Source organism: Streptomyces sp. NPDC052687 (assembly GCF_040678395.1).
Taxonomy (GTDB): Bacteria; Actinomycetota; Actinomycetes; order Streptomycetales; family Streptomycetaceae; genus Streptomyces.
Map to the genome: position 1 here is coordinate 1 of NZ_JBFATR010000004.1, position 23,898 is coordinate 23,898.

20 protein-coding genes and 1 pseudogene are annotated in these 23,898 nt (G+C 75.3%); 8 read left to right on the forward strand and 13 right to left on the reverse strand.

What is annotated here, in order from left to right:
• The 3 genes from AB0K92_RS06220 to leuD form a co-directional block, all read right to left on the reverse strand.
• A partial coding sequence (locus AB0K92_RS06220; protein ID WP_365919923.1) for an Lrp/AsnC family transcriptional regulator occupies positions 1-634 on the reverse strand: 634 nt, incomplete at its 3' end.
• Positions 635-748: 114 nt separating this feature from the next.
• Complete coding sequence (locus tag AB0K92_RS06225) at positions 749-1,765, reverse strand: EamA family transporter (protein ID WP_365919925.1); 1,017 nt, start codon at positions 1,763-1,765, stop codon at positions 749-751.
• A gap of 155 nt (positions 1,766-1,920) precedes the next feature.
• Complete coding sequence (gene leuD / locus AB0K92_RS06230; protein WP_365919927.1) at positions 1,921-2,508, reverse strand: 3-isopropylmalate dehydratase small subunit; 588 nt, start codon at positions 2,506-2,508, stop codon at positions 1,921-1,923.
• Between the two features lie 152 nt (positions 2,509-2,660).
• Here leuD and AB0K92_RS06235 point away from each other — a divergent pair, with 152 nt between their 5' ends.
• The 4 genes from AB0K92_RS06235 to AB0K92_RS06250 all read left to right on the forward strand — a co-directional run bounded on the left by AB0K92_RS06235 (position 2,661) and on the right by AB0K92_RS06250 (position 7,207).
• Positions 2,661-2,966: a tautomerase family protein gene (locus AB0K92_RS06235; RefSeq protein ID WP_365919929.1), complete on the forward strand. Its 306-nt coding sequence runs from the start codon at positions 2,661-2,663 to the stop codon at positions 2,964-2,966.
• 10 nt (positions 2,967-2,976) lie between these two features.
• Entirely contained in the window at positions 2,977-4,569 is a 1,593-nt protein-coding gene (gene leuA / locus AB0K92_RS06240; protein WP_365919931.1) for a 2-isopropylmalate synthase, read from the forward strand.
• Positions 4,570-4,853: 284 nt separating this feature from the next.
• A complete protein-coding gene (locus AB0K92_RS06245; protein ID WP_365919933.1) occupies positions 4,854-5,891 on the forward strand; it encodes a ThiF family adenylyltransferase in 1,038 nt (345 codons plus the stop codon).
• Positions 5,888-7,207 (forward strand): hypothetical protein, encoded by a 1,320-nt coding sequence (locus AB0K92_RS06250; RefSeq protein ID WP_365919935.1) that lies wholly within the window; start codon positions 5,888-5,890, stop codon positions 7,205-7,207. Before AB0K92_RS06245 ends, AB0K92_RS06250 begins: the two co-directional genes overlap by 4 nt.
• A gap of 78 nt (positions 7,208-7,285) precedes the next feature.
• Here the strand turns inward: AB0K92_RS06250 and AB0K92_RS06255 are convergent, their stop codons facing one another.
• The gene (locus AB0K92_RS06255; protein WP_365919937.1) at positions 7,286-7,837 is read right to left on the reverse strand and encodes an ANTAR domain-containing protein; all 552 of its coding nucleotides are present in this window, start codon (positions 7,835-7,837) and stop codon (positions 7,286-7,288) included.
• Positions 7,838-8,066: 229 nt separating this feature from the next.
• On the opposite strand from AB0K92_RS06255, the gene AB0K92_RS06260 reads away from it, so the two are divergent.
• Entirely contained in the window at positions 8,067-8,375 is a 309-nt protein-coding gene (locus tag AB0K92_RS06260; RefSeq protein ID WP_240926170.1) for an STAS domain-containing protein, read from the forward strand.
• The gene (locus AB0K92_RS06265; RefSeq protein ID WP_365919939.1) at positions 8,372-9,343 is read left to right on the forward strand and encodes an anti-sigma factor RsbA family regulatory protein; all 972 of its coding nucleotides are present in this window, start codon (positions 8,372-8,374) and stop codon (positions 9,341-9,343) included. The genes AB0K92_RS06260 and AB0K92_RS06265 overlap by 4 nt, the downstream gene beginning before the upstream one ends.
• Before the next feature lie 76 nt (positions 9,344-9,419).
• On the opposite strand, the gene AB0K92_RS06270 is transcribed toward AB0K92_RS06265, so the two are convergent.
• The 7 genes from AB0K92_RS06270 to AB0K92_RS06300 form a co-directional block, all read right to left on the reverse strand.
• Entirely contained in the window at positions 9,420-10,457 is a 1,038-nt protein-coding gene (locus AB0K92_RS06270) for a rod shape-determining protein (RefSeq protein ID WP_365919941.1), read from the reverse strand.
• A gap of 145 nt (positions 10,458-10,602) precedes the next feature.
• On the reverse strand, positions 10,603-14,511 hold the full coding sequence (locus AB0K92_RS06275; RefSeq protein WP_365919943.1) for an SAV_2336 N-terminal domain-related protein: 3,909 nt from the start codon (positions 14,509-14,511) through the stop codon (positions 10,603-10,605).
• The gene (locus AB0K92_RS06280; protein ID WP_365919945.1) at positions 14,501-15,511 is read right to left on the reverse strand and encodes a MoxR family ATPase; all 1,011 of its coding nucleotides are present in this window, start codon (positions 15,509-15,511) and stop codon (positions 14,501-14,503) included. Before AB0K92_RS06280 ends, AB0K92_RS06275 begins: the two co-directional genes overlap by 11 nt.
• 99 nt (positions 15,512-15,610) lie before the next feature.
• Complete coding sequence (locus AB0K92_RS06285; RefSeq protein ID WP_365919947.1) at positions 15,611-17,314, reverse strand: trypsin-like peptidase domain-containing protein; 1,704 nt, start codon at positions 17,312-17,314, stop codon at positions 15,611-15,613.
• Positions 17,311-17,643: a CU044_2847 family protein gene (locus AB0K92_RS06290; RefSeq protein ID WP_165998107.1), complete on the reverse strand. Its 333-nt coding sequence runs from the start codon at positions 17,641-17,643 to the stop codon at positions 17,311-17,313. Before AB0K92_RS06290 ends, AB0K92_RS06285 begins: the two co-directional genes overlap by 4 nt.
• A 534-nt stretch (positions 17,644-18,177) precedes the next feature.
• A complete protein-coding gene (locus tag AB0K92_RS06295; protein ID WP_365919949.1) occupies positions 18,178-19,557 on the reverse strand; it encodes a carboxyl transferase domain-containing protein in 1,380 nt (459 codons plus the stop codon).
• The gene (locus tag AB0K92_RS06300; RefSeq protein ID WP_365919951.1) at positions 19,550-21,070 is read right to left on the reverse strand and encodes an acyl-CoA synthetase; all 1,521 of its coding nucleotides are present in this window, start codon (positions 21,068-21,070) and stop codon (positions 19,550-19,552) included. The genes AB0K92_RS06295 and AB0K92_RS06300 overlap by 8 nt, the downstream gene beginning before the upstream one ends.
• 277 nt (positions 21,071-21,347) lie before the next feature.
• Here AB0K92_RS06300 and AB0K92_RS06305 point away from each other — a divergent pair, with 277 nt between their 5' ends.
• A complete protein-coding gene (locus AB0K92_RS06305) occupies positions 21,348-22,226 on the forward strand; it encodes a hypothetical protein (RefSeq protein ID WP_365919953.1) in 879 nt (292 codons plus the stop codon).
• A gap of 22 nt (positions 22,227-22,248) precedes the next feature.
• Here AB0K92_RS06305 and AB0K92_RS06310 read toward each other — a convergent pair whose 3' ends face one another.
• Together AB0K92_RS06310 and AB0K92_RS06315 are read right to left on the reverse strand one after the other, a co-directional pair.
• Entirely contained in the window at positions 22,249-22,737 is a 489-nt protein-coding gene (locus AB0K92_RS06310) for a hypothetical protein (RefSeq protein WP_365919955.1), read from the reverse strand.
• Positions 22,738-22,808: 71 nt separating this feature from the next.
• On the reverse strand, positions 22,809-23,375 hold the full coding sequence (locus tag AB0K92_RS06315; protein ID WP_365919957.1) for a hypothetical protein: 567 nt from the start codon (positions 23,373-23,375) through the stop codon (positions 22,809-22,811).
• A gap of 131 nt (positions 23,376-23,506) precedes the next feature.
• Here AB0K92_RS06315 and AB0K92_RS06320 point away from each other — a divergent pair.
• A pseudogene (locus AB0K92_RS06320) lies at positions 23,507-23,785 on the forward strand (nuclear transport factor 2 family protein); the annotation flags it as partial.
• Positions 23,786-23,898 lie beyond the last annotated feature (113 nt).

The following is a 23,898-nucleotide window of genomic DNA, read 5'->3' on the forward strand; positions in this document are numbered from 1 at the left end:
TGCCGACCTCCTCGGCCTTCGCCGAGCCCCGCTTCGGCCGGTTGGGCTGTGCGGCCCTGGTCGCGGTTGCGTCCCTGGGTCCTGGCGCTTTCGTGGTGCGGGGTCCGGCCGGGCGGGGCGGGCGGGGCGGTTCGTCCGGGCGCGGGCCGGGCTGGTCACGGTCGGTCCGGCCGTCGCCGAGCGGGAGCAGTATCCGCGTCTCCAGCCGCTCGTAGACGATGGACGTGCGGACGTCGGCGACCTCGCGGCGCTCGGTGAGCTGGTCGATGACGAAGTCGTACAGGTAGTCCGTGTCGGGCACCGCCATGTGGATGAGGAAGTCGTCGCTGCCGGTGGTGACGAAGATGCCCACCACCTCCGGGCGCATCCGCACCCACTCGCGGAACCCCTCCAGCACCTTGCGGGACGGCGGTCGTATCCGCACCGCGATCAGGGCCTGGATCGGGCGGCCGATGGCCTCCAGATCGACCTCGGCCGTGAAACCCTTGAGGACCCCCTTGCGCTGGAGGGCGCGCAGGCGTTCCAGGGAGGTGGACGGGGCGACCCCGGCGGTGGCGGCCAGTTCGCGGTTGGTCTGCCGGCCGTCGCGCTGTATCTCGCGGAGCAGCAGGCAGTCGAGTTCGTCCAGTTCCATCCGGTTCCCCCTGGGTTGTGGACGCGCTATCTACCCCTCTCGCAAAAGGATGCCCGACAATGCATATTCACACGTACGGTCTGTCCGTACGTCCTCGACTCTGACGGAAAGACGTCACGGCTGTTCGGCGGGCACGGCGGAGGCGGGCAGGGCGTCGTCGGCGGGGTCGCGCACGGGGCCGGTGATGGGGGCAACGGCCGCCGGGGGCCGGTGTGCCCGCGTACGCAGGCGGCTGAGCACCCCGGGCGGGACGCTCACCGACACCAGGCCCACCAGCAGCAGGGCCATCCCCGCTTCGGCCGCAACCGACAGCCGCTCGTCCAGCACCAGCAGGCCCAGCACCGCCGCCACCAGGGGCTCGGCGAGACTGAGCGTGCCGGCCGTGCCGGCGGTCACCCGGCGCAGCCCGCCCACGAACAGCATGTACGCCACGGCGGTGGCGACCACGCCCAGCCAGAGCAGCAGCGCCGGCCCGGACCCGGTGGCCAGCCCCCCGGTGTCGCGCACCACGGCCGGCAGCAGCACCACACCGCCGGCCAGCAGGGTCGCGGCGACCGCGGCGGGCATGTTCGCGCCACGGTCGGAGAGCCGCTTGGCGGCCACCGTGTACAGGCCGTAGCAGACGCCGGAGAGGATGCCGAACACCACTCCGGAGCCCGCCACTTCGGCGCTGCCCGGCGCGAGCAGCAGCACACAGCCGGCGACGGCCGCGGCGGTGCCGACCGCCCAGGCGGCGGTGAGCCGTTCCCCGGTCACCACGCGTGAGCACACGCCGGTGGCGACCGGGGCCACCCCGAGCGCCACGGCGGTGGCCAGGGCCGCGCCCGTGCGGTCGACCGCGAACATGAACCCGGCCTGGTAGACGGCGGTCGCGAGGGCGGCCAGGGCGATCCACGGCCACACCGGCCGGGTCAGCAGCAGCCGCAGCCCCGAGCCGCGGCCGGCCATCAGCAGGGCGGCCGCCGCCAGCACCAGGCCGCCGATGAGCAGACGTAACGCTCCCAGGGACACCGGATCGGCGCCGGTGTCGGCCCACACCTGCGCGGGTCCCACGGTGCCCCACAGGCAGGCCGCGGCCAGTACGGGCAGGGTCCCCCGGGTGAAGTGGGAGCGAGCATGAGGTTCGGTCATGGCTCACGACGCTAGGTATCCGTTGGGCCCATGTCGACAGACGCCGAACTTCCTTCGACGACAGGCGAACCGGCCCGCAGATCCTCGAACCGCCGCCCGTGGCACGCCCCTCGCGGGGCAACGAAGTGCGGCGGCCGCCCCGGCTCACGCGGGCCTCACAGCGTGCGCGGCAGCCAGGCGGCCCGGCGCCCCTCGTACGCCCCGATCCGGTCCTCGTGCAGCAGGGTCGCGCCGATCTCGTCCAGCCCGTTCAGCAGCCGGAACCGGCTGTAGTCGTCCAGCGCGAAGGAGGCGCCCGCCCCGGCCGCCTCGACCCGGCACCGCTCCAGGTCGACGGTGAACACGGTCGCCGGGTCGGCCTCCGCGACCGCCCAGAACCGCTCGGTATCGGCCTGGCTCAGCCGCACCGGCAGCAGCCCGTTGCCGATCGCGTTGCCCCAGAAGATGTCGCTGAACGACGGCGCCAGCACGGCCCGGAAACCGTGGTCCATCAGCGCCCACACCGCGTGCTCACGCGAGGAGCCGATCCCGAAACCCGCCCCCGCGACCAGCACGCTCCCGCGCGCGTACTCGGGGCGGGCCAGCAGATAGTCCGGGTCGTCCCGCCACTCGGCGAACAGCGCGTCGGCGTACCCGGTGCGGCCCACGCGCTTGCAGTACTCGCCCGGGATGATCTGGTCGGTGTCGACGTTGGTGCGGCGCAGCGGCACCGCCGTCCCCTGGTGCACGGTGAACTTCCGCATGTCTCCCGCTCCTCGGGTCTCCTCGGCGTCCTGCGCGCCGTACGCGGCACGAACGTAGGAGCCGCGTGCCGCCCGCGGCCGAAGGTCTTGCACTGAGCGGAAAGGCCGGGCCGGGGCCGGCGGCGGGCGTGCTCCACTGAGGTGGCCGGGGCATGCCCCCCATCGCTCTCCCCTCTCCCTCCCCCTCCGCCCCCTCACCCCCAGCCGTGGAGCCGTACATGCCGCTGATCGAGGTCACCGTGGCCGAGGGCCGCTCCCCGGAGCGGCTGCGCGCCCTGATGGCCGCCGTGCACCGGGCGGTCCGGGAGTCGCTGGAGGTGCGGGACGAGCAGATCCGCGTCCTGGTCCGCGAGGTCCCCGCGCACCTGTGGTCGGCGGGCGGTGTGACGCTCGCCGAGCGGGCCGCGCACGGCCGCGCCCCGCAGGACGCCCCCTATGAGCAGCCGATCGGAAGGTGAGTCGCCCGGTATGAGGAACGTCGCGATCCAACGGCCCAGCGGTATGCCCGTCCACCGGTACCGGGCCTACCCGCCGATCGGACTTGCGGACCGCAGCTGGCCCGACGCCGTCATCACCCGGGCCCCCCGCTGGTGCTCGGTCGACCTGCGGGACGGCAACCAGGCGCTGGCCGACCCCATGGACCCGGAGCGCAAACTGCGCATGTTCCGCCTGCTGGTGGACCTGGGCTACAAGGAGATCGAGATCGGCTACCCCACGGCGAGCCAGGCGGACTTCGACTTCGCCCGCACCCTCGTCGAGCGGGACCTGATCCCCGACGACGTCGTCGTGCAGGTCGTCACCCCGTCGCGGGAGGACTTCATCGAGCGCACCTTCCAGGCCGTGGAGGGCGCCCCGCACGCCATCATCAACCTGTACAACTCGACCTCGGCGCTGCAGCGCAGGGTGGTCTTCCAGCTCGACCGGGACGGGGTGCGCGAGCTGGCGGTGGCCGGCGCCCGGCAGTGCGTGAAGCAGGCCGAGGCGACACCGTCCACCGAGTTCACCTTCCAGTACTCGGTGGAGTCGTACACCGGCACCGAACTCGACTTCGCGCTGGAGATCTGTGACTCCGTCAACGAGGTCTGGCAGCCCACCCCCGACCGCCCCACCATCATGAACCTGCCCGCCACGGTGGAGATGTCCACGCCGAACGTGTACGCGGACTCCATCGAGTGGATGCACCGGAACCTGGACCGCCGGGACGCGGTCGTGCTGTCGCTGCACCCGCACAACGACCGCGGCACCGGCATCGCCGCGGCCGAACTGGGCTACATGGCGGGCGCCGACCGGATCGAGGGCTGCCTGTTCGGCAACGGGGAACGCACCGGCAACGTCTGCCTGGTGACCCTCGCGCTGAACCTGTTCACCCAGGGCGTCGACCCGATGATCGACCTGTCCGACATCGACGCGGTCAAGCGGGAGGTCGAGGCCTGCAACCGGCTGCCGGTCCACCCGCGCCACCCCTACGGCGGGGAGCTGGTGTACACCGCGTTCTCCGGCACCCACCAGGACGCCATCAAGAAGGGCATGGACGCCCTCGCCCGCGACGCCGAGGCCGCGGGCGTGCCCGTCGACGAGCACCCCTGGGAGGTGCCGTACCTGCCGCTGGACCCGAAGGACGTCGGGCGCACCTACGAGGCGGTGGTCCGGGTCAACTCCCAGTCCGGCAAGGCCGGTCCGGCCTATGTGCTGCACCGCACGCACGGCTTCGACCTGCCGCGCGGACTGCAGGTCGAGTTCTCCCGCGCGGTGCAGCGGCGCACCGACGAGCTGGGCGGCGAGGTCACCGCGGCGGAGCTGCTGGAGCTGTTCGAGCGGGAGTACCTGTTCGCCCTGCCGGAGACCGGCACACCGGGCGACGGCGCGCCCGGCGTGACCGTGCTCGAGTCGCACACCCGGCCGCGCACCACCGGCGACCGCCCGCGGACCGTCGCCTACCTCCGGTACGCGGCCGGCGGCGCGGAGCGGTGGAGCGTAGGCCTCGGCGACGGCCCCGACCAGGCCCTGACCGCCGCCCACGAACGGGCCCGGCACACCGCCGCCCGGCTCGCCCCCGGCTGACCCCCGCAGAGTTCGGGCCGGCCGGCGGCGGCACGTCACGCCGCCGTGCCCCGCCGGACCGGCACGAGCGATCCCGTCCCGACGACCCCGCAGGAAGGAGGTACGCCATGAAGATCGAGCGTGTTCACGAGGAGGGCCTCGTCAAGGAGTGGCACACCAACGTCATCTGACGACGGACCCAGCGCACCACCGTGGCGGGGAGGCGGCCGGCCGTCTCCCCGCCACGGCGGCGGCCCGGACCGTCCCCGCTCCCGACCACCCGCCACCAGAACAGGAGACGCCGGATGCGGCGACCCAGGGTCAAGGAATTCCTGCGGATCTACCACGTCGCGGGGGAACCCCACCTGTACATAGGGATCGGACCGGAGAAGTTCCGGATCATGGATCCGACCGAGGAGATGGTCTCGTTCGTCCTGGACCTCGACGGCACCCGCACCCGTGAGGAACTGCGCGCACGCTACCCCGAGACCGAGGACTGGCTCGCCGTCCTCGACTCCCAGGGCGTCCTCGACGACGCCGCCGTGACCCCGCCGCTCGACCCGGACGACCTGCGGCGCTTCAGCCGCCAGATCAACCATCTGCGGCTGTACGACCGGGACGACTGGAACGGCTACGAGGGCATGCGCCGGCTGCGCGAGGCCCGCGTCGTGATCATCGGCACCGGAGCGGGCGGCACCACCCTGCTGCGGCTGCTCAACGCGGCCGGCATCGGCACCCTGGAAGCGGTCGACTTCGACACCTTCGCCGAGGAGAACCTGCCCACCCACCCCACCTTCGACGAGCAGGACGTCGGTGTGCCCAAACTGGACGCGCTCGAACGCCACCTCGCCCTGCAGAGCTCCCGCTCCCGGTTCATCGCCCACCACACCCGCATCGAGTCCGCCGACGACATCGTCAAACTCGTCGACGGTGCCGACTTCTTCTTCAACGCCTACGACCGTCCCCGCAACAAGGCGATCCGCTGGTCCAACGAGGCGAGTCTGCGCACCGGGGTGCCGTTCGGGCAGATCGGCATCACCAACAAGGGCGCGCGGGTCGGCCCCACCATGATCCCGGGCCGTACCCCCTGCATGGAGTGCGTCGGGATCCGCGACCTGGACGTGCTGCGGCCGGAGAAGTCGGGCAGTCTCACCGGCACGCTGGTGTCGATGGTCGCCGGTATCGCGGTCAACGAGGTCATCGGCCTGGTGTCCGGCGCGAAGGACACCTCCCGCACCGCGGGCCAGAGCCTCTACGTCAACGCGGAGACCCTGACCTTCGACTTCACCCCGTTCGCGTTCCGGGACGACTGCCCGTGCCGGGAGGGACGACCGCCCCGGTGACCGCGACCCACGACAACGCGCCGCCCGCCACGGAGTGGGCCGGAGTGCGGCGGCTGGCCCGCTCCTGGGTGCCGACCGCGCTCGGCTCCTCCATGCTGGCCTGGGAGATCCCGCTCGTCGCGGCGATCACGGCCCGGACGGCCGACGGGGCGAGCGCGCTCGCGGCGCTCGGCGCGGGCCTGTCCGTGCTGTTCGTCGTCAACTCCCCGGCGCTGGCCCTGGCGCCGCTGACCGTGGCGGAACTCGCCGGGCAGGGCTCGCGCAGGCTGCTGCGCCGGGCCGTGGGCACCGGCCTGGCGGGCTGCGCGGCCCTGCTGGTGCCGGCCGCCCTGCCCGGCGTCTCCACGGGCTTCCCCGCACTGCTCGGGCTGCCCGCCTACCTGCACGACGCCTTCCGCATCTGCCTGCTGTCGTTCGCGACGGCACCGCTCGCGGTCGCGCTGCGCCGGTACCGGCACGGCCGGCTGATCGCCGCCGACACCACCCGCCCCATCGCCGTGGCGACCGGCATCCGCATCGCGGCGACCACCCTGGTCGCGCTGGCCGTCTGGCGGGCGGGCCTGCCCGCCGCGGCCACCGGCGGCGTCGCCCTGTCGGCGGGCGCCTGGGCGGAGGCGGCGTACCTGGCCGCGGCGGCCCGCGCGCTGCCGCCCGTACCGGCCGGGGCGGGCCGGCGGCTCTCCGTGCAGCACGCCCGGATCACCTCGACCGTGCTGCTCAACATGAGCCCCTCGCTGATCACCACGGTCGTCCTGACCCGTTCCGCGGCCGCCGAGGACTCGCTGACCGTCTGGCCGGTGCTGTACGGGCTGGTCTCGCTCGGCATGGTCCCCCTGTCCGACCTGGACTCCGTGGGCGCGGCGTTCCTGCGCCGCTCGGGCTCCCCGCGGATCCTGCTGCGCTTCACCGCCCTGCTGACCGCCGCGCTGCTCGCCCTGGCCGCGCTCGTCGCGCTGACCCCCCTGGCCCGCTGGTACGTCGCCGGCTTCAGCAACGTCCCCGACGGCCCCGCCGACCTCGGCCTGCGCTGGATCGCCGTCCTCGCCGCCGTGCCGGCCCTGTGGGCGGTACGCGGCCGGCTGCGCGCCCTGGTCATCGCCGGCGGCGACACCCGCACCCTGCCCCGCGCCGCCGTCGTCCACCTGGCGGGCCTGATCGGCTGCGGCCTCGCGCTGACCCTCACGTCCCTGCCGGGCGTGGCCTGCGCCTCCCTCTCGCTGACGGCCGCCCTCCTCCTGGAGACCGCGGCCCTCGCCCACGGCCGCGCCACCGCCGCCGGGCGCCACCGGGACGCGCCGACGACCGCGGCCCCCTGACCCGGCTGCCGGAGACCGGGACGATCCGAGGGGCCGGGCGATCCGAGGGGCCGGGCGATCCGAGGGGCCGCGGTCCGGTCAGTCGCGGAGGCGGGCTATCGCCGTGCGCAGCGCCCGGTCGACGGGCTCCGGGACCGGCGTCGCGGCGTTCTCGGTGCTGGCGGTGACCGTGGCGGCCACCGTGCGCAGCTTGGTGTTGGACAGCTGGGAGGCCTCGCGGAGGATGTTCCAGGCCTCCTCGGAGGTGCAGGCGTGGGTGGCCATCAGGATGCCGCGGGCCTGGTCGATCACCGGCCGGGTCGCCATCGCCCGGCGCAGCTGTTCCACCTCACGGCACAGCTCCCAGAAGTCCCGTGCCTGACCGCGCCAGTTGACGGCGGCCACGGGGATCATGTGGCGCTCGCCCCAGTCGCGCAGCAGCTCCAGGAAGCCGCGCCCGGCCGTGTCCATGAAGTCCACCCCGGACATGTCCACCTCGACCCGGCGGGTGCCGGCGGGCAACTCGGCCAGTACCCGCGCCAGGGTGTCGGCACAGCCGTGGACGAGTTCACCGCGGGCGGTCAGCAGCGCCCGGCCCGTGTCGTCCGTGCGGCACTCTATGATCAGAGGGTTCGACTCGGCAGTCCTCACAACCGTCCTCGACTCAACCGTTCTCGTCCGTTCGGCGGGGCCGTCCTCAGCCGTCGGCGTGTCTTTCGCATCTGTTCGCGATACCGTGCGCCTTCCCGGTGCGGTACGTGGTACACCCACCGGGGGACGCTGAAGGGCGCCGAGGGGCGCTGAAGGACGCCGAACCGGGCATGGCCCCCGCCTGCCAGGGGTACGTGCGTTGACGTCCGGACGGAGTGCGGAGACAGGTGTGCAGCTGACGGTGTACCCGCTCGCCGAGGTGAGCGGGGTGCGGGCGGCCGGCGAGGTCGGCCTGAGCACGCACCCCCTCTGGGAGCGCACGCTCGACGGCATCGTCCGGGACGGCGAGGGGGTGTGCCATCTGGAACTGTCCGCCGTAACGTTCGTCGATGTGGCGGGCGCCGGAGCGCTCGCGGCCGCCGCCCGGCGATTGCCCGGGGGGCGGCGTCTCGTGCTGCACAGGCCGCCGGCCGCACTGTGCCGCACCCTGGAACTGTTCTGGCCCGACCTGCCGGCGATAGAGGTGTCGATGTCATGAGTGCCGATGCCCTGGCCGTCCGTGCCGAGGACGCCGCCGGCGACCCGTTCGTCCACCCCGCGCTGTTCTACCGCGACGACAGCGAGTACCTGGCGGGTACCGTCCCGTTCGTCCTCGACGGCCTCACCGCCGGCGAACCCGTCGCCGTGGCCGTGCCCGGGGAACGGCTGGAGCTGGTGCGCGACGGGCTCGGCGACGCCGCCGCCGAGGTGAAGCTGCTGGACATGCGCGAGGCCGGCCGCAACCCCGGCCGGATCATCCCCGGAGTGCTGCGCGCCTTCGCCGACGCCCAGCCGCCCGGCCGCCGGGTGCGGATCATCGGCGAACCCATCTGGGCGGGCCGCAGCGACACCGAGTACCCGGCCTGCGTCCAGCACGAGGCGCTGATCAACGCCGCGTTCACGGGCCGCCCGGTGACCATCCTGTGCCCGTACGACCTCGTCCGCCTCGACGCCGACGTCGTCGCCGACGCCTACGCCACCCACCCGCTCGTCGTCGACGCGGGCACCGGCACCATGACCGGGGAGCGGGTCAGCGACGCCTACGACCCCGACGGGATCGTCGCCCGCTACAACCGGCCGCTGCCCCTGGTCCCCGACGCCCTGGCCTACACGTTCGACTCCGAGACGCTGCCCGACGCCCGGCACACCGTCACCGCCGAGGCCCAGCGCCTCGGCCTCACCGGCGTCCGCCTCTCCGACCTCGCCCTCGTCACCGCCGAGCTGACCACCAACAGCGTGGTGCACGGCGGCGGCAGCGGCACCGTGCGGGTGTGGGCGCAGGACCGGTACGTGGTGTGCGAGGTGCGCGACAAGGGGCGGCTCGCCGACCCGCTGGCCGGACGCCGGCCCGCCCCGCAGGACCAGCGCGGCGGACGCGGGCTGCTGCTGGTGAACCTGGTCGCCGACCTGGTGCGGGTGCACAGCGACGACGAGGGGACGACGGTGCGCTGCTGGTTCGCGCTCTGACCCCGGCCTCGGCCCGCCCCCGAGGCCGGCCGGGACGCGTGCGACCGGGCGGACCCGCGCTCAGCCGGACCCGCGCTCAGGTGGACAGCGGGTCCAGCACCAGCGGCTCGATCTTGCCCTCCAGCATCGCGCCCAGCCCCTGCACCGCGCACACGTCCGGCCGCTCCGCGATGTGCACCGGCATGCCGGTCGCCTGCCGCAGCATCTGGTCCAGTCCCGGCAGCAGCGCGCTGCCGCCGACCATCATGATCCCCCGGTCGGCGAGGTCGGCGACCAGGTCCGGCGGGCAGGCCCGCAGCACCTTGCCGATCCCGTCGAGCACCGCGGTCAGCGGCGTCTGGATCGCGTCCCGGACGGCGGCGGTGTCGACCTGCACGGAACGCGCCAGCCCGGTCGCCACGTCCCGCCCGTGGATCTCCGTCGAGGCCGGCCCCTGCGACGTCAGCCCGTTGCCCGACAGGGCGATCTGCAACGGCCGTACCGACTGGCTCGGCAGCATCAGCTCGTGCTGGTGGCGCAGATGCTGGACGATCGCGTGGTCGACGGCCTCACCGCCGACGGGAATCCGCTCGGCCGTCACGATCGACCCGAGCGACAGCACCGCGACCTGCGTGGCCGCCGCCCCGCACACCAGCACCATCGTCGCCTCCGGCTGCTCCACGGGCAGCCCGCAGCCGACGGCGGCGGCGATCAGGGTGTCGACCAGCTCCACCCGCCGGGCGCCCAGACCCACCAGCGTCTCGATCGTGGCCCGCTGCGCCAGCGGATCCGCGTCGTGCGGGGTGCAGGCCGCGGCGCGCAGCCGGGGCTTGCGGCGCAGACTGCGGCGGATCTTGTCGCCGAGCAGATGCCGGAGCATCCGCTGCGCCATCTCGATGTCCACCACCGTGCCGCCGGACACCGGCCGCACCACACGGATGTAGCCCGGCGTACGGCCCGTCATCTTCTCCGCGAACTCGCCGACCGCGATCAGCGCGCCGGTCTTCGTGTTCACGGCGGCCACGGAGGGCTGATCGACGACCAGCCCGGCGCCCTTGACGTACACCCGCGTCCTCGCCGCGCCCAGGTCGACGGCGAAGTGGCAGCGACGCAGCTGCTCCAGACTGGCGGTCATGGCAGGTCCTCCCGAGGCACAGACCGTGCCCGCCGGACGGCGGGCCACTGTTCGCATCGTGCGCGGGCGGGGGAGGGGCCGCCTTTTGTGGGGGGCCGGGAGGGGAACGGCCGAACGGGCGATTCGGGGGCGTTCGCGGGTCCGCTCACAGGCCGCGGGCGGCATCGAGGAGCGGGAGCAGACCGGTCGGGTGGAACAGCGCCCCCACCGCGCGGGCCGCCTCCTGCTCCGCGGGGGTCACGCCGACCACCAGGCAGCGCGCGGGCGGCACGCCGACCGCGGCGACGGCCGCCCGCAGGATCTCGTCGTCGGGCGGCAGCGCCGTACGCCCCGTCTCCCGGCCGTGGACGCCGCCCGCCAGCAGACCGAGCAGGCCGTGCCGTTCCAGGAACGCGGTCGCCGCGGCGGGGGCGGTGTCGGTGACGACGGCCAGGCGCACGCCCTTGCGGTGGAGGGTGCGCAGCACCGTGTCCGCGTGGGGGCGCAGGCCCGCGTGTTCGGCCGCCGAGACCTCGGCCGCCGCGAGAGTGTCGTGCAGGTCCCGCGCGTACGGGCGCCCCCGGAAGGCACGGAGCAGGTCGACGGGGCGCAGCAGCCGGGAGTCGCGCAAGAGGTCCGGTCCCTCCGGCAGCAGGGGCCGGCCCGAGAGGGCGTCCTCCGGGTGGCGTTCCTCGACCAGCAGGCGGGCCAGCGAGCGGACGGTCCTCAGGCGCTCCGCCGTGGTGTACAGCCGCGTCAGCGTGCCGTCGAACCCGAGGATCACCGCTTCCGCGGCGCGCAGCGCCCGCGCGGCGGAGAGGCCGGAGGAGCCGCGCGGCTCGGGGGACGCGTCCGGGAACAGGCTGTCCGGCACCTCGTCCCGCGGCAGCGGCCGGTCGTCGCGGAACTCCTCGTCCCGGGCGAGCAGCGACGGCGGGTCCTCCTCCGTGGGGAAGGAGCCCGCCGGCAGGTCGTCCGGTTCGGTGCGCGGGTCCTCGTCCGGTGCCGTCGCCACGTCCTCGTCGGGCGGCCCGCCGTACTCCTCGCGCAGCTCCTGGCCCAGCGCCAGCAGCTCGGGACTGCGGCCGCCCGTCAGCTCGTACTCCTCGAACACCTCCAGGGCCTCCTCCAGCCGCCCCTGCCGGCGCAGGGCGATCAGATACAGGCGGCGGAAGTCCTCCCGTGAGGGGTGCTCACGCACCAGCTCCGCCAGGTCGGCCGCCGCGCGGTCCACCTCGTCCAGATCGAGGTCCAGCTCGGCCCGCCGGCGGCTGAGGGTGAGGCGCAGCTGCAGGAGGCGGGTGCGGGCGGTCTGCGCGGCAGGGCCCGAGACGCCCTCCAGCGCGGGCCCCTTCCACAGGACCAGCGCGGCGGTCAGATGGCCGCGCGCCCGCTCGGCGTCACCGGCGGCGCGCGCCACCTCGGCGCGCGCGACCAGCTGCTGGCACTCCACCAGGTCGACGTGGTCGGTGCTGGTGTGCAGGGCGTAGCCGTCGGGCAGCGCGGCCAGCACCCCGGGGCCGAGCGCGTTGCGCAGCCGGGAGGCGTAGGTGCCCAGCAGCCTGGTGGCGCGCGCCGGGGCCCGGGTGCCCCAGATGCCGTCGACGAGCTTCGCGTGGGTCACCTTGCGCCCGTGGGACAGCAGCAGCATGCACAGCATCGCCCGTTCCTGCGGTGAGCCGGTGGCGACCGGCTCACCGGCGCCGCGGGTGACGGCGGGGCGGCCGAAGAGGACGTAGCGCAGCGGGACGTGGTCGGCGCGGGCCAGGTCGAGCAGCGCGCGGCGCTGGAGCCGGGCCGCGCCCTCCCGCTGCCGGGTGAGGCTGCCGGACAGGGTGTCGGCGAGCGCGGCGCTGTACAGGCGGCGCAGCGCGGCCGGGAGCGCGGAGAGCCGGTCGGCGGTGACGCGGGTGCCGGGGCGGAAGGGCGCGCCCGCGGCCAGCTGCCACAGCATCGCCCCGAGCGCGTGCAGGTCCCCGGCGAAGGCCTCCGGGCCCGGCTCCTGACCCAGGTCGGGCACGGTGAGCTTGACCGTCCCGTCGGGCAGGAGCACCACCTGGCCGAGGTCGACGGCCCCGTGGGCCACGGAGGCCCGGTGCAGGGCGATGAGGGCGCGGGCCAGCTGGTTGCCGATCGACACGGTGAGCGGGGCCGGCAGCCGCAGCCCGCCCGGATAGCCGAGGGCGAGGGCGTCGAGGGTGATGCCGTCGGGGTCCTCCGTCGCGACGTACGGCACCCCGTCCCGCACGCCGTGGTCGAGGACGGTGGCGACGCCCGGGTCGTCGAGCCGGGCCAGGGCCTCGGCGTGCCGCAGGAACGCCTCGCGGCGCTCCGGGGTCACCGGTGCCGGGCAGAGCCGCAGCAGGACCTGCCGGTCCGTCCGGGTGTCGTACGCCTGCCACACCGAGCCGTCCGGCCGGCCGGGCCCGAGCAGCCGGTACCGGTCCCCGGGGGCCGCCGGCGGGGCGACGTTCCCGGCGAGCCGCCGCACGCTCTCCTCGCTGACCGAGGCGAACGCCTCGCTCTGCGCCGCGCTCGCCGTGCCGTTCTCCGCCGGGGTGGAGGCCAGGAACTCGCCGGGGGCGCGGCCCGCGCGGGTGTCGATCAGGGCGCCGACCTGTTCGAGGAGTTCGGTGGTCCGGGCGCGGGCCGTGCGGGGCAGGCCGCGCAGCAGGAGGTCGCGGACGCCGGGGCGGAAGGCGTAGGAGCCGGGCGGGCCGGGGACGGCGGTCAGCAGGCCGCCGAGGATGACCTCGGCGAGGTGCTGCGGGCGCGGATCGGGTTCCACCGCCGCCTGGACCAGCCGCATCACCGGCAGGTCGGGGCGGCCGAGCGCCAGATGGCCGGCCAGCCGGAAGGCCTGCGGGGAGGCCGTCGCGCGAAAGCGCAGGACGAGTTCCTCGGGGGTGAGGAGGGCGAGGTCCGTGCGGTCCAGGGCCGCGGCGGGCGCGGTGCCGTCGAGGCGGGCCACCGCCGCCGGGTACGGGGTGCCGCCGGAACCGGCGGTCAGCGCCGCCCAGTTCGCCAGCCAGTGCGGGTCCGGTTCCAGGACCGGGAGGAAGAGGGCGCCCTCGGCGGGGGCCTCCTGCGGGTCGTCGTCGTACGGGGTGAAGGTCAGCGTCGCCGTCGGGGCGGCCGGGCCGGGGGCCGACAGGTGGCCGGGGACCGTCGGGAGGGCCGTGTCCCGCCACAGGTGTTCCGGCAGCGGCTGGACCACCGCGAGCGGCATCCGGTGCGCCCAGCGGCGCAGGGTGGCGTACCAGAGGCCGGCCGCCGGGCCCCTGCGCCACTGCGGGCCCATGCAGTCGCTGACCAGCAGGACGACGGTGCGGCCGTCGGCGGGGGTGTGCGCGGCGTCGGCGGGCACCGAGCCGTCGGGGCCGGCCGGGTGCACGGTGACCGTGCGGAAGACGCCGGACTGGGCGAGCGCGGTGTGCAGTTCCCGCACCAGGGGCCGCCATACGGGCATGGTGGGGCCGGTGTCGTGGACGAGCCGCAGCGACAGCCAGCGTTCCCTCGCGGGGCGCATGACCGGCAGCCACGTGTCCGGGTCGCCGCCCAGGCGGGCGATGCGTTCGGCGGTGGCCCGCTCGTCCAGCTCCTGGCCGAGCGGCGCGTCGGCACGGCGTTTGAGGGGCCGCAGGGCGCGCTGCAGGGCCAGCGGGTGGCGCAGCATCGGCGGCGCCGGGGCGAGGAGGGCGGCGTGCCGGGCGGTCGCCGTCCCGGCGGGCGCCGGGAGGTGGAGGGGCGCCCGCGGGGGGTCGGGCCGCCGTCGCCCGGGTGCGGACGGTGGCGAGTCGTCCCCGGGCGGGGGCGGGGGCGCGGGCGGCGGCTCAGCGGCCGGCGTACGGCCGTCCTCCCGCTGTCCCGCCGCCCCGGCTCCCGCCCCGCCCGCCGCCCCGGCTCCCGCCCCCGCGTCCGGGTCCCGCTCCGGCTCGTGCGGTGCCCGCATGTGCCGGGCCAGCCACAGCAGTTCCGCCAGTTCGCGCGGGCTGGGGCGGTCGCCGCCGGATACCTCGGCCAGCAGGTCGGCCAGGCGGGCGAGACCGTCCGCCGGGGGCTGCTCAGAAGGCATCGGGCTGCGGGCTCCGGCCGAGGTACGGCATGAGCTGTTCGGCCAGTGCGTCCAGGGACTCGGCGCCCAGGTCGGAGGCGCGGGCCAGGTAGATGGCGTTCAGCAGCTGGTCGGTGGCCAGTTCGCCGCCGCCCACCCGGGACAGGAACCGCTCGATCAGCCGCTGCGCGTGGTCGTCCGGCTCGCCCAGGTGCGCGCGGACGATGTCGGCGAGGTGCCGGTCGTCGGGCTGGCGCAGCCGCAGGGTGACGCAGCGGCGCAGGAACGCGGGTGGGAACTCGCGTTCGCCGTTGCTGGTGAGGACGACGAACGGGAAGGCCCGGCAGCGGACCCGGCCCCGGGTGACGGGGACGCGGGCGTCGGTGCCGTCCGCCAGCACCTGGGCGACCGGTGTGTGGCGGGCGGCGCGCACCAGCTCGGGGATCTCGTACTGGCCTTCCTCCAGCACGTTCAGCAGGTCGTTCGGCAGGTCCAGGTCGCTCTTGTCGATCTCGTCGATCAGCAGGGCGCGGGGGCGGTCGTGGGGCAGGAGCGCGGTGCCCAGCGGACCCAGGCGCAGATGGTTCTCGATGCCGGACTCGCCGGGGCCGCCCTCCAGGTTCTGCCGGGCGGCGTACAGGCGGGACAGCGGGTCGTACTGGTAGAGCCCGTCGTGGAGGGTGCTGCGGCTGGTGATGTTCCAGCGCAGCACCGGGCCGAGCCGCAGTTCCCGCGCCACCGCGTACACCAGCGAGGACTTGCCGGTGCCGGGCGGGCCGGTGACCAGCAGCGGGCGGCGCAGGTAGAGGGCGGCGTTGACCAGCTGCACCGTCTCCGGGGTGGCCTGGTAGGTCTCCGCGCGGTGGGTGCGGTCGGGTGAGCCGGCGGAGGCGTCGTCGGCGTCGGACGGCGGGTCGAGCGCCGGGCCGCCGTCGAAGTGCCGCCACGGCGGCGGCGGGGGCAGCCTGAGGATGCCGTCGTGCGGCTCGTTGGTGCCGGTGTAGACGGGCCACAGGGACATGACGGGTCCTTCTCGTGAGGCGCGGGGCGAGGCGCGGGTCGGGGGTCAGGCGCGGGTCGGGGGTCAGGCGCGGGTCGGGGGTCAGGCGCGGGTCGGGGGTCAGGCGCGGGAGGCGACGGGTTCCACGGGTGAGTGCAGGCAGGCGGCCGGCTCCGGGAAGCAGCGCGGGTCGTCCCACAGCAGCTGCAGATCGCGGGCCCAGTGCCGGTCGGGTTCGTCGGCGGCCTCCGCGGTCTCGCGCAGGGTGCGCACATGCCGGGGCAGATCGCCGGGCGGCACGCCGGTGACCGACTCGGTCAGCTCGTCGAGGAACGCCTCGCCCGGGCAGGGGCCGTCGTGCTCGCTGCCGGGGCAGCCGGCGCGCGGCCACAGCAGGATGGGCACGGGCACGTTGAGGCCGGCCTCGAAGTGCTGCCGTACGGCCGTGGGCGGCGCGGCGTAGGCGGCCACCCCGGCCTCGTGGTCGCGCAGCCGCTTGCGCAGGCTCGGCGGGCGCTCCGCGGGGGAGCAGTCGACCCGGTGCGGGGCGGTGCCGCCGCACACGTCCAGCTTCTGCCACTTCTTCGCGAGCTGGTGGCGCAGCCGGCCGCTGCGGTGCCGGGCGCGGTCGGCGACCACGAGGGGGTAGGCGCAGCCCAGCGGCGTCGGGTCGTCGGGACTGCACTCCCAGCGGGCCACCGGCTCGTTGAGCCACTCCCGCGGCAGCACGAAGGTGATCAGCTCCTCGGCGTCCGGGGCGAGCTGGGTGAACGCCGCGTCGATGCGTTCCTGCACATAGGCCCGCACCCCGGTGCGCGGCAGGCGGCGCGCGCCGACCGGGCGGCGGTGGCCGTCGCGGTACGCGGACACCTCCACGGTGACCTGGTCGGCGCCCGCGCCGCTGTGCTCGATCTCCACGACGATGGGCGACCAGGCGGCGTCCGGCGCGTCCGGAGTGCCGGGCCCGGCCGGCCGGGCCCGCCCGTCCCGCGCGTCGAGCAGGTCCGCGAGCCGGTCCGCGAACGCGGTCACCGCCTCCGGGTCCGGCACCTCCCACTGCACGTACGCCGCCGCCCGCGCCGTCGAGCCGAAGCCGCCCTCGGGCAGCGGCGGCCCGAACGGGCCGACCGCGTCGACGTACAGCCGGTCGGGATCGACCCGCAGCCCGGCCTCGCCGGCCTGCCGGACCAGCGCGTACAGCCGCCGGCGGGCGCCCGCGTGATGCCCGGGGGTGGGCACCAGCTCGCCCAGCTCGTCCCAGTAGCGGGCCATGACCTCGGTGGGCAGCATCCGGCCCACCCGGACGCCCCGGTCGCCGGCGACGGCCGCGACCATGCCGACCACGGTCTCGTCGTCCAGCGTCACCGCGGCCCCGCTGAACCCGGCGGCCAGCGGCTGCCCGTGCCCGGTCAGCGCCTCCAGCTGGACCCACTCACCGGCGATCAGCGGGCCGGGCAGCGCCCGGTACTCGGCGAGCATGCCCTCGTCGTAGCCCTTCGGGAAGCCGTACGCGACCAGCCGGGGGCTGCCCCGCTCGGCGCCGGGCGGGGCGAAGACGGCCGGGGCGACCGGCACCTCCCACGCCAGCTCCAGCACGGCCAGGTCGCCGGGGTCGGTGACGCCGCCGCGCCAGCCGCCGTGCACGGCCACGGAGGCGGGGACGGGGTCCAGGTCGCGCCGGCCCGGGAAGGTGACGGCGATCTCCGCGGTGTCGCTGAACCGCACGACGTGCGCGCAGGTCAGCAGGCGGCGACCGGACACCAGGAAGCCCGCGCCGACCTCCTTGCCGCACACGATCCGGGCGTGCCAGGCGTACCCGCTCACGGGCGCCCGGCGGTCCGGTCCGGCGTCCAGCTCAGCCGGACGGTCAGGTGTCCCTCCGCGGTCCCCTTGGCGATCACCGCCCCGGACTCCGCGCTGAGCTTCACGCCGAACTCCAGCTCCACCGCGTCCGGCCGGAGCGTGCCGTCCCGGAACACCCGCAGCGCGGACTCGGCCGCCGCGCGCACCCCGTCGAGGGCGCCCTCGAAGGTGCGGGCCGCCCGCGCGGGCCCGTCGCCGCGCGAGACGAGCCGGGCGCCGGTCTCGTCCTCGACGCCCTCCACGACGACCAGGGCGCCCTCCTCGGTCGTGAACTCCACCAGACCGTCCATGTGTTCGCTCGCTCCCCCGTGTGTGTGGCGTGTGACCTCGGTGAACTCCATTGTTGCCGAGCCCTGTTGGCGGTGTCCCGGCTTCCACCGCGCACCGCGCGTCCCACTGGCGGAAAACCGCCACGGCGTGAGCCCGCCCGCGGGGGCTGGGCGGCTCCCGTGTCGCTGCGGTTCCGCTGCGGCTGCGGGCGGCCGGGCGGGCGAGAGCGGCGGAGCCGCCGGACACGGCCGCCGGGCCCTCGGCGGGCACCCCGGCGGCTTCCCGGACGGCGGGCGCCGCCGCCCGCGTCCTCACCCTCGTCACCGGCCACCCGCCGACGGCCACCGGGTGAGCGTCACCGAACTCGGCGACGGGAAGCGGACCGTGGAGGTCGAGCGGAGGACGGGAGTTCTGGCGGGCGTTCACCCGGCGGGGCACCGTGATCGACGGTGTCCGGCCGGACGGGCGGATCAGCGCCGACATGGCCGAAAGCAACGCCCACCCCGTCGCTCGCGCACCGTGAGTATCGCCGGTCACGCGAGCCACAGGCGATCTCACAAACGGCGCTCACCTGCTCCAGGGGACGGCTCGCCGCCTGTTCGGACCCGGGCGACGCCCAGCCGCTCCAAGTCCTGTGGACGGATGAGGAGTTGTTCCGCCGTGGCCTCCACCTCCGCCGGCGGGCGCTTGAGGATCGCCGCCGCCGACTCCGGCGCGATGACGGAGAAGTAACTGTCCGGAGTGGCCCAGGTGTTGCCGGGCGCGGCCAGCGCCAGCGCGCCGCCCGAGCCGCCCTCGCCGATGACCAGCGTGGTCACCGGCGTACGGGCGGCGGCCACCGCGCCGAACAGCTCCGCGATCGCCGCGCCCGCGCCCTGCCGCTCCGCCTCCGCGTCATTGGCGGCACCGGGGGTGTCGACCAGCGTCAGCACCGGGATGCCCAGCCGGTCCGCGAGCCGGATCAGCCGGGCGGCGGTGCGGTACCCGGCGGGGCGGGTCGCCGTGCCGGTCTGGGCGGCGTAGGCGACGGTACGGCCGCCGGGCTCGTCCTCGTGCGTGCCGAAACCGCACAGCATTCCGTCGTCGGTGCCGCCGCAGCGGTCGCCGCCGATCGCGACCCGCTCGGTGAAGTAGGCGTCCAGGTAGCGCTCGGCGCGGGGGCGGTGGGGAGCGCGGGCGCGCAGCACGGCGTCCCAGCCGGTGGCGGGCAGGTCGGTGGCGCCGAGGGGCGGGGGCGGGGGAGCGGGCCGGGCGGAGGGCGCCGTCAGCAGCCGCAGCCAGCGCCCGAGCGTCGCCCGCAGCTCTGCGGGCCGTACGACGGCGTCCGCGGCTCCCGCGGCGACCTGCGCCTCCGCCGTGTACGCCGCCGGATCGGCGTCCGCCGGCCGCACCCGGGAGCCCGCGAACCCGACCTGGGCGCCCGGCAGCGCCAGCACCACGTCCGCGCCCGCGCCCAGGGTGGCCCAGCCGCCGCCCGTGGTCGGATCCCGCAGGACCGCGATCTGCGGCAGCCCCGCCTCCCGGGTGAGCACCGACTGGCGGGCCACCCGCTGGAGCTGGGTGAGGGCGAGCATGCCCTCCTGCATCCGGCTGCCGCCGGTGGCGATGAGCGGCACGACCGGCAGCCGGTGCTCGCGCGCGTACGTGTACGCCGCCTCCAGCCGGTCCCCGGTGCGCTCGCCGAGCGAACCGCCGAGGAAGCCGAACTCGAAGGCGATCAGCACGGCGGGCACGCCCTCGACCTCCGCGGTGCCGCACACCACCGACTCGTCCTCGCCGGTGCGTGCGGCGGCGCGGGCGCGGGAGGCGTCGTAGCCGTGCCAGCCGAGGGGCCCGTCGGGCGCGGACTCCCGCTCGGGGTACGGCAGTTCGCGGAAGCCGTCGGTGGCCAGGCCGATGACCTCGCGGGCGCTGTGGCGCGGGCGCTCAGCCACGGCCCAGCGCCCGCTTCATGATCTTGCCCATGTCGTTGCGGGGCAGCGCGTCGAGGTGGTGCAGCACGCGGGGCCGCTTGTGCGGGGCGAGCCGACGGGTCACGTGGTCGGCCAACTCGGGCAGTGACGGCGGCCGTTCGGCGTCGGCGGGGACGACCCAGGCGACGATCCGCTCGCCCAGATCCGGGTCGGGCTCCCCGGTGACGGCGGCCTCCCGCACCGCCGGGTGTTCGAGCAGGGCGTTCTCGATCTCCCCGGCGCCGATCTTGTATCCCCCGCTCTTGATCAGGTCGGTGGCCTTGCGCCCGACGATCCGTACATACCCGTCCGGGTCGCGCACCGCCACGTCCCCGGTGCGGAACCAGCCGTCGGCGGTGAAGGCGGCGGCGGTCGCGTCGGGCCGGTTCAGATACCCGGTGAACAGATTCGGGCCGCGCACCTGGATCTCCCCGACCGTCTCCCCGTCGTACGCCGTGACGACGCTGCCGTCCTCCTCCACCAGCCGCAGCTCCACACCGGGCAGCGGCACCCCCACGGTCCCGGCGCGGGCCTCGCCGTCGGCGCGCACGCTGGTGTTCATCAGCGTCTCCGTCATGCCGTACCGCTCGACGACCCGCCGGCCCGTCGCCGCCGCGATCCGCTCGTGATCGTGCACGGGCAGCGCCGCCGACCCCGACACCAGCAGCCGGGCGCCGCTCAGCGCCCTGACCAGCTCCGGATCACCCGGCAGCGCCTCCGCGATCCGGTGATACATCGTCGGCACCCCGAACAGCATCGTCGCGCCCGAGTTCAGCTCCCGCGCGACGCCCTCCGTGCCGAACCGCCCGAGATGCCGCACGCTCCCGCCGCGCCGCAACGGCCCGAGGATCCCCAGCACCAGCCCGTGCACATGGAACAGCGGCAGTCCGTGCACCAGCACGTCGTCCCCCGTCCACTGCCAGGCGTCCGCCAGCGCGTCCAGGGTCGCGGCGACGGCGCGGCGCGGGATCACGGCACCCTTGGGCGGGCCGGTGGTCCCGGAGGTGTAGACGATCAGGGCCGGGTCGGCGTCGTCGGCGTGCTTGTCGGGGAGGGGTTGTTCGGTGTCGGAGGGGGTGCAGGTGTCGGAGGGGGCCCCGGAGCTGGAGGGGGCTGCTGAGTCGATGTCGGCGTCGGTGCCTGCGTCGACGTCGATCCGCCGGAGCGCGCGCAACGGGCCGGGGAGTCCGTCGCCTGGCGCGGCGAGGACCGCCGCGGGCGCGCTGTCGCCCACGATGTGCGCCAGCTCCTGCTCGCCCGACTTCGGGTTCAGCGGCACCACCGGCACCCCGGCGAGCAGCGCGCCCACCACCCCGACGGCCGTCTCCGGCGTCGGCGTCGCCCACACGGCGACCCGGCGCACGTCACGCACCCGCCCGGCCACAACACCGGCCGCCGAGGCGAGCTGCGCGTACGTCAGCGAACGGTCACCGAAGCGAAGAGCGGGACGTGCACCGGCCGCACGGTCGGCGAGTGCGGGGAAGAGGGAGGACACGCGGCGTACTCCTTGCGACTGGGGGACGACACCACCGTTCCTATCAGGCGCACCCCCGCGCCAGGCCCGACCGCGGGTGGACTCCCGCCACGACGGACGCCGAACGCCGGCTCCCGCCGGAGGGACCCCGCGAAGCCCCCGCTCCTGACCTCTCCGACCTCTCCCCGACCTCTCCGACCTCCTCGACCTCACCACCCCGCGCGGACGGTTGTTACCCTGCGCGCGGCCGACCGCGGTCCAGTCCGCCGTCTCCTCGTCACCCGGAGGGAAAGCAGCCATGTCACCCCGAATAGCCCTCGTCACCTGCCGCCCCGGCCCCGAAGTGGCCGTCGACAAAGACCTCCCGCGGCTGGAACGGGCCCTGCGGGAAGCGGGCGCGGACGCACGGACCGTGGTCTGGGACGACACGGCCGTCGACTGGTCCGCCTTCGACCTGGCGCTGATCCGCTCCACCTGGGACTACAGCTGGCGGGCGGCGGAGTTCCTGGAGTGGACGCAGAAGTGCCAGGCCGTGACCCGGCTGGCCAATCCCGCCGAGGTGGTGCGCTGGAACGCCGACAAGCGCTACCTCGGCGACCTTGCGGCGGCGGGGGTCCCGACGGTCCCCACCCGCTACCTGGCCCCCGGCGACCCGGTGACGGACCTGCCCGACTCCCACGACTACGTCGTCAAGCCGACCTCCGGCGCGGGCGCCCGCTTCGCCGCCCGCTACACCCCCGGCGAACGCGAGACGGCCCTGCGCCACCTGGAGCGGATGCACGCCGAAGGCTTCACGGCGATGCTCCAGCCGTACATGCCGGCCGTCGACGTCAGCGGCGAACGAGCCCTCCAGTTCTTCGGCGGACGACTGCTCCACGCCAGCCGCAAGGGCGCCGTCCTCGCACCCGGCACCCCCTACGACGCCCGCAAGGTGGCCCACCCCCGCCTGGAACCCTGGACCCCGACCCCCACCGAACTCGCCGTCGCCGAGCGCGCCCTGGCCGCCGTACCGGTTCCGACGGCGGACCTGCTGTACGCCCGCGTCGACCTCGTCGACGGCGAGGACGGACGCCCGGTGGTGATGGAACTGGAACTGGTCGAGCCGAACCTGTTCCTGAGCCTGCATCCGGGCTCGGTGGCGGGGGTGGCGGAGGCGGTGCTGGGCGCCGCCGGGTGAGCGAGCCGGGCGGGCACGGCGATCACCCGCCCGGTGCGGCCGCGTACACCCGCAGCGGGTCGAGATGCAGCTCGTACGGCCCCACGCAGTCGGCGGCGAGCGTGGCCACCAGCGCCCCGCACCCACAGGCCAGGTTGCGGCCCCCGGTCCTGAGGGGGGCCGCAGCACCGTGATGCGGCCCGAGGTCCCCGGTCAGCCGCAGTCCCGGCACGTCCCGCGGGTGCACGATCACCGAGTCCCTGGGCCCCGCGGAGACCATCCCGGCCATCCCGGGCGGCATGAGCAGCGCCCCCTCCCCGCCCCCGGCCGCCGTCCCGGCCTCCGGCACCACGAAGGGTGCGCCCCACGGCTCGGGGTCCACGGCGTAGCTCCCCCGACGCACCGTGGAGGGCGCGAGCCCGGTCCCGCGGTCCCGGTCCTCGCCGTGCACCGAGACCTCGGGAACGTGCGCCAGCCGGCGCAGCTCGGGCGTGAGGGCAGCGCCGCACCTGGCGCAGTGGAAGACGGTCATGGCATCCGTGGTAACCGGTGTCGGGGCGGCGGTGACGGCAGGGCTCCCGGGGGCCGTCGCCCTGCCGTGCCCTACCCCGGCAGCACCCGCTGGAACAACCCCCAAGTGAACTCCGCGATCACCTCCCGCCCGTCGGGGGCCGTGAGGGCGAGGCCCCAGCGGGTCGGGGCCGTGCCCTGGAGGGGGCGGGCGGGGGAGAAGGCGCGGGCCGCCTCGTCGACGGTGCAGGACCAGGGGGTGAGGTCGTCGAGGGTGTGGAGGCGCGGGGAGGGGGCGCCGGGGGCGCGGACCAGCCATTCGTTCCAGACGGCGTTGCCCTCGCCGACCAGGACCTCGAACCGCAGGTCCGGCCAGAGCGGGACCGGCCAGAGCCAGGCCTCGCAGGTCAGGTCGCCGATGCGGCGCGGGGTGCGGGACTCGGGGGTGCCGAGGACGGAGCGGTAGCGGGCGGCGGCCGAGCGGGCGCGGGGGGAGCGGAGCATGGCCTGCCAGCGTTTGTTGGCCTCCCGCATGTCGGTCAGGGAGACGCCGAGCGTGCGGCGGGCGTCGGCCACCAGGCCGGGGTTGTGGTCGGCCATGCGGCGCAGCAGGACCAGCTGGAAGTCGAGGGGGGTGAAGGGGCGCGCCGGACCGGTCATGGGGCGAGTGTGGCAGAAAGTGTGGCAGCGGAATCCGGTTGCGCGGCGGGTGCCGGGGCCGGTGAGGATGGGGCATGGACAGGGAGGCGGACGACGAGGTGCGGCAGGCGATCGCGGGTGAGCTGCGGCTGATGGATCCGCGGGTCCGCGCCTCGCGGGAGCTCGCCGGGCGGCTGCTCGACCCGGAGTTCACGGAGGTCGGCGGGTCGGGGCAGCGGTGGACGTACGAGACGATGCTCGCCGGGCTGGCCGGGCATGAGGGGAGTTCGGTGGACGGGCCGCGCTATGAGCCCTCGGAGATCTCGGGGGTGCGGCTCGCGCCGGGGCTGGTGCACCTGACCTTCGAGACGACGCTCGGCGAGCGCCGGACCCGCCACAGCTCGATCTGGCGCAAGGGCGACGGTGACGCGGGCTGGCGGATGTACTACCACCAGGCGACCCGGGTGCCGCCCGGCGTGGAGCAGGCCGGCGGAACGGCCGGAATCGGTTGCCGCGGTGATCTTCGCTGCGTAGGGTCCCCGAC

Coding starts and splice junctions, on each gene's coding strand:
- AB0K92_RS06225 (WP_365919925.1), bottom strand. CDS start 1,765: ATGACCGAACCTCATGCTCGCTCCCACTTCACCCGGGGGACCCTGCCC.
- leuD (WP_365919927.1), bottom strand. CDS start 2,508: ATGCGGAAGTTCACCGTGCACCAGGGGACGGCGGTGCCGCTGCGCCGC.
- AB0K92_RS06235 (WP_365919929.1), top strand. CDS start 2,661: ATGCCCCCCATCGCTCTCCCCTCTCCCTCCCCCTCCGCCCCCTCACCC.
- leuA (WP_365919931.1), top strand. CDS start 2,977: ATGAGGAACGTCGCGATCCAACGGCCCAGCGGTATGCCCGTCCACCGG.
- AB0K92_RS06245 (WP_365919933.1), top strand. CDS start 4,854: ATGCGGCGACCCAGGGTCAAGGAATTCCTGCGGATCTACCACGTCGCG.
- AB0K92_RS06265 (WP_365919939.1), top strand. CDS start 8,372: ATGAGTGCCGATGCCCTGGCCGTCCGTGCCGAGGACGCCGCCGGCGAC.
- AB0K92_RS06270 (WP_365919941.1), bottom strand. CDS start 10,457: ATGACCGCCAGTCTGGAGCAGCTGCGTCGCTGCCACTTCGCCGTCGAC.
- AB0K92_RS06275 (WP_365919943.1), bottom strand. CDS start 14,511: ATGCCTTCTGAGCAGCCCCCGGCGGACGGTCTCGCCCGCCTGGCCGAC.
- AB0K92_RS06280 (WP_365919945.1), bottom strand. CDS start 15,511: ATGTCCCTGTGGCCCGTCTACACCGGCACCAACGAGCCGCACGACGGC.
- AB0K92_RS06290 (WP_165998107.1), bottom strand. CDS start 17,643: ATGGACGGTCTGGTGGAGTTCACGACCGAGGAGGGCGCCCTGGTCGTC.
- AB0K92_RS06305 (WP_365919953.1), top strand. CDS start 21,348: ATGTCACCCCGAATAGCCCTCGTCACCTGCCGCCCCGGCCCCGAAGTG.
- AB0K92_RS06310 (WP_365919955.1), bottom strand. CDS start 22,737: ATGACCGTCTTCCACTGCGCCAGGTGCGGCGCTGCCCTCACGCCCGAG.
- AB0K92_RS06315 (WP_365919957.1), bottom strand. CDS start 23,375: ATGACCGGTCCGGCGCGCCCCTTCACCCCCCTCGACTTCCAGCTGGTC.